We start from the raw sequence: 4,502 nt of genomic DNA on the forward strand, positions 1-4,502 counted from the left end.
GAAAGGGGCAAGGAGAAAGGGGCAAGGAGAAAGGGGGAAGGAACCGCTTGTCACCTGCCGTTCCACGCCTCGGCGGGGTCGGGCTTTAAAGCCGCGCCACAATTGCCGATAATGGTCGGCCGTGCCCGCTCAAGGCTCCGTTCCATGCCCGCGCCCCGGGCGAGCGCTCGTCACCGCCGGCTCATCGGCCGCTCGCCCCGGATGGCGCCCCAGGGCATCCGCCCCAGGATAGACATTCGTCCCATGAAAGAGACCATCGTGACCCTGCTCGAGGGCGCCCTCGACATCCTCAAGCAGCAGGACGTGCTGCCCGCCGACCTCGCGCCGACCATCAAGGTCGACCCGACCAGGGACAAGGCCCACGGCGACTATGCCACCAACCTCGCTCTTATGCTGGCCAAGCCCGCCGGCCGCAAGCCCCGCGACCTGGCCGAGGCCCTGGTGGCCGCCCTGCCCGCCAGCGACGCCGTCAGCCGGGTGGAGATCGCCGGCCCCGGCTTCATCAACTTCTTCGCCGCCACCGACGCCGCCGCCCAGGTGGTGCGCCAGGTGCTCAACGCCGGCGACGCCTACGGCCGCAGCCTGATCGGCCAAGGCCAGAAGGTGCAGGTGGAGTTCGTCTCCGCCAACCCCACCGGGCCGCTGCACGTGGGCCACGGCCGCGGGGCGGCCATCGGCGACTGCCTCTGCCGCCTGCTGGAAGCCACTGGGTACGACGTGACCCGCGAGTTCTACTACAACGATGCCGGCGCCCAGATCAGCAACCTGGCGCTCTCCGTGCAGGCCCGGGTCAAGGGGCTCGGCCCCGAGGACGCCGGCTGGCCCGCCGACGGCTACCGCGGCGGCTACATCATCGACGTGGCCAACGCCTACCTGGCCGGCGAGACCGTCCACGCCGACGACCGCCACGTCACCGGCAAGGCCGACCCGGACGACCGGGTGGCCATCCAGGAGTTCGCCGTGGCCTACCTGCGCCGCGAGCAGGACCTTGATCTCAAGGCCTTCGGCGTGCACTTCGACGTCTACTTCCTGGAATCCTCGCTCTACCGCGACGGCAAGGTAGAGGCCGCCGTCGAGCGCCTGGTCGCGAACGGCCACACCTATGAACAGGACGGCGCCCTGTGGCTGCGCACCACCGCCTTCGGCGACGACAAGGACCGGGTGATGCGCAAGTCGGACGGGCAGTACACCTACTTCCTGCCCGACGTGGCCTACCACCTCGACAAGTGGCAGCGCGGCTTCACCACCGTGATCAACGAGCAGGGCGCCGACCACCACTCCACCGTGACCCGGGTGCGCGCCGGCCTGCAGGCCCTGGAGGCGGACATTCCCCAGGGCTGGCCCGACTATGTGCTGCACCAGATGGTGATGGTCACCCGCTCCGGCGTTGAGGTGAAGCTCTCCAAGCGCGCCGGCAGCTACGTCACCGTGCGCGATCTGATCGATGAAGTGGGCCGCGACGCCACCCGCTTCTTCCTGGCCGCCCGTCGGGCCGATTCGCAGCTGACCTTCGACATCGACCTGGCCCGCTCCCAGTCCAACGACAACCCGGTCTACTACGTGCAGTATGCCCACGCCCGGGTGTGCAGCGTGATGCGCCGCGCCGAGGCCGACGGCCTGGCTTTCGATCCCGACCTGGCCATGGCCAGCCTGGGCCGGCTCGAGGAGGCCCAGGAGAAGGCGCTGATGAACCGCCTGGCCCGCTACCCCGAGGTGGTGGAGCACGCCGCCGACTCCCGGGAGCCCCAGCAGGTCGCCCAGTACCTGCTGGACCTGGCCGCGGACTTCCATACCTGCTACAACGCGGTGAAGGTGATGGTCGAGGACGACGCCCTGCGCAACGCTCGTCTGGCGCTGGGCCTGGCGACCCGCCAGGTGGTGCGCAACGGCCTCGACCTGATGGGAGTCAGCGCCCCCGAGGAGATGTAAGCCATGGCGACCCACAAGCAGCCCCCGAAGAAGCGCGGCGCGACCAGCAGCCGCCGCCAGGCCCCGCGCAAGGCGCGCCGGGAGTGGCGCCTGCCCGGCTGGGTGTGGGGCCTGGCCGGCCTGGTGGGCGGCTTCCTGCTCTCCCAGCATCAGCACGGCGTCGCCCCCTGGCAGGTGGAGGACTCGCCCCTGGCCACGGTGCTGCCGCGCAGCGCCCCGCCGGAGCCCGAGGCCGAGGCGCCCGCCCGCCCCAGCGAGCCGCGCATGCCCACCTTCGAGTTCTATACCCTGCTGCCGGAGTCCGAGGTGATCGCCCCCCGCGGCGAGATGCCCGCCTCCACGGCGCGCCCGCCGGCACCGCCCCCCGCCGAGGAGGCGGCCGCGGGCGAGGCCGGCGATGACCCCATCGCCCAGGTGATCGCCGCCAACCTGGCCACCGACCGGGGCGAGGAAGCGAGCCCGGCCGCCGAGCCCGCCCCTCAGGCCGCCGCCGGCAATGGCCATCGCTATATGCTCCAGGCCGCCTCCTTCCGCGAGCCCGGGGATGCCCAGCAGCTGAGCGGTCGGCTGCGCGACTTCGGCCTGCTGGCCCAGATCAGCGAGGTCAAGGCCTCCGGCGGCGAGACCTGGCACCGCGTCCAGGTGGGCCCCTACGACGATCGTCGCGAACTCAGCCGCGCCCAGGACCTGATGGTCACCCAGGGCATCGAGCCGCTGCTGATCCGCCTGCAGAACTAGCCAGCCGGCTTGCGCCTTGAATTCGGGCCGGCGCGCCCGCACTTTTCCGTGAGCTCGTTCAACGGCGCCCGGGCCAGCCCGCGGCGCCGAAAGTCATCGGGAGCCAGCCGCTCCCCCAAGGAGACTCCCCCTCCATGACCACGATCGTTTCCGTGCGCCGCGGTGACCAGGTGGCACTGGCCGGCGACGGCCAGGTGTCGCTGGGCAACACCGTGATGAAGGGCAACGCCAGCAAGGTGCGTCGCCTCTATCGCGGCGAGGTGCTGGCGGGCTTCGCCGGCGGTACCGCCGACGCCTTCACCCTCTTCGAGCGCTTCGAGGCGCAGCTTGAGAAATACCAGGGCAACCTGGTCAAGGCCGCCGTGGAGCTGGCCAAGGACTGGCGCACCGACCGCGCCCTGCGCCGCCTGGAGGCGCTGCTGGCCGTGGCCAACAAGGACGCCTCGCTGATCATCACCGGCAACGGCGACGTGGTGGAACCCGAGCGTGGCATCATTGCCATCGGCTCCGGCGGCAACTATGCCCTGGCCGCGGCTCGCGCCCTGCTCGAGAACACCGACCTCTCGGCCAAGGAGATCACCGAGAAGTCCCTGGCGATCGCCGGCGACATCTGCGTGTTCACCAATCACCACGTCACCCTCGAAGAACTCTCTTCCACGGAACGCTAAGGCCGCCATCATGACCCAGATGACCCCCCGCGAGATCGTCCACGCCCTGGATCAGTACATCATCGGCCAGCAGGACGCCAAGCGCGCCGTGGCCATCGCCCTGCGCAATCGCTGGCGCCGCATGCAGCTCGACAGCGACCTGCGCCAGGAGGTGACGCCCAAGAACATCCTGATGATCGGCCCCACCGGGGTGGGCAAGACCGAGATCGCCCGCCGCCTGGCCAAGCTGGCCCGGGCGCCCTTCATCAAGGTGGAGGCCACCAAGTTCACCGAGGTGGGCTATGTGGGCCGCGACGTGGAGTCCATCGTGCGCGACCTCACCGAGGCCGCCATCAAGCTGGACGCCCTGCTGCCGCCGCCCCGCGGCCAGGAGGAGGCGCCCCGCCAGGACAGCGGGACCCGCCAGATCTTCCGCAAGAAGCTGCGCGAGGGCCAGCTCGACGACAAGGAGATCGACATCGAGCTGACCCAGCAGGGGCCCGGCATCGACATCATGAGCCCGCCGGGCATGGAGGAGATGACCCAGCAGCTGCAGAGCCTCTTCTCCGGCATGGGCAAGCAGAAGAGCGAGACCCGCCGCGTCACGGTGAAGGACGCCCTCGTCCTGCTGCGCGACGAGGAGGCCAGCAAGCTGGTCAACGAGGAGGAGATCAAGGGCCGCGCCATCGAGGCGGTGGAGCAGCACGGCATCGTCTTCCTCGACGAGATCGACAAGGTGGCCAAGGGCAGCGGCCAGAGCAGCGGCGGCGAGGTCTCCCGGGAGGGGGTGCAGCGCGATCTGCTGCCGCTGATCGAGGGCTCCACCGTCTCCACCAAGTACGGCATGGTGAAGACCGACCATATCCTCTTCATCGCCTCCGGTGCCTTCCACCTGTCGCGCCCCTCGGACCTGATCCCCGAGCTGCAGGGCCGCCTGCCGATCCGCGTCGAGCTCAACGCCCTGACCCCCGAGGACTTCAAGCGCATCCTCACCGAGCCCTCCGCGGCACTCACCAAGCAGTACCAGGCGCTGCTGGCCACCGAGGGGCTTGAGATCGAGTTCACCGCCGACGGCATCGAGCGCATTGCCGAGATCGCCTGGCGGGTCAACGAGGGGACCGAGAACATCGGCGCGCGCCGCCTGCACACGGTGATGGAGCGCCTGCTGGAGGAGGCCTCCTACACGGG

The 4,502-nt window shown here is 70.0% G+C and carries 4 protein-coding genes; all 4 read left to right on the forward strand.

Annotation, left to right across the window (positions count from 1 at the left end; genetic code table 11):
• The first annotated feature begins 243 nt into the window (after positions 1-243).
• Complete coding sequence (gene argS / locus J5F18_RS19140) at positions 244-1,929, forward strand: arginine--tRNA ligase (RefSeq protein WP_346300102.1); 1,686 nt, start codon at positions 244-246, stop codon at positions 1,927-1,929.
• 3 nt (positions 1,930-1,932) lie between these two features.
• Positions 1,933-2,667 carry an SPOR domain-containing protein gene (locus J5F18_RS19145; protein ID WP_346300103.1) on the forward strand — a complete coding sequence of 245 codons (735 nt, stop codon included), beginning with the start codon at positions 1,933-1,935 and terminating at the stop codon, positions 2,665-2,667.
• A 134-nt stretch (positions 2,668-2,801) separates the two neighbouring features.
• A complete protein-coding gene (gene hslV / locus J5F18_RS19150; RefSeq protein ID WP_346300104.1) occupies positions 2,802-3,335 on the forward strand; it encodes an ATP-dependent protease subunit HslV in 534 nt (177 codons plus the stop codon).
• 10 nt (positions 3,336-3,345) lie between these two features.
• Positions 3,346-4,502 (forward strand): ATP-dependent protease ATPase subunit HslU (gene hslU / locus J5F18_RS19155; RefSeq protein ID WP_346300105.1); only part of this gene is annotated, 1,157 nt, incomplete at its 3' end.

The sequence above is a fragment of the Halomonas sp. BM-2019 genome (assembly GCF_017584085.1).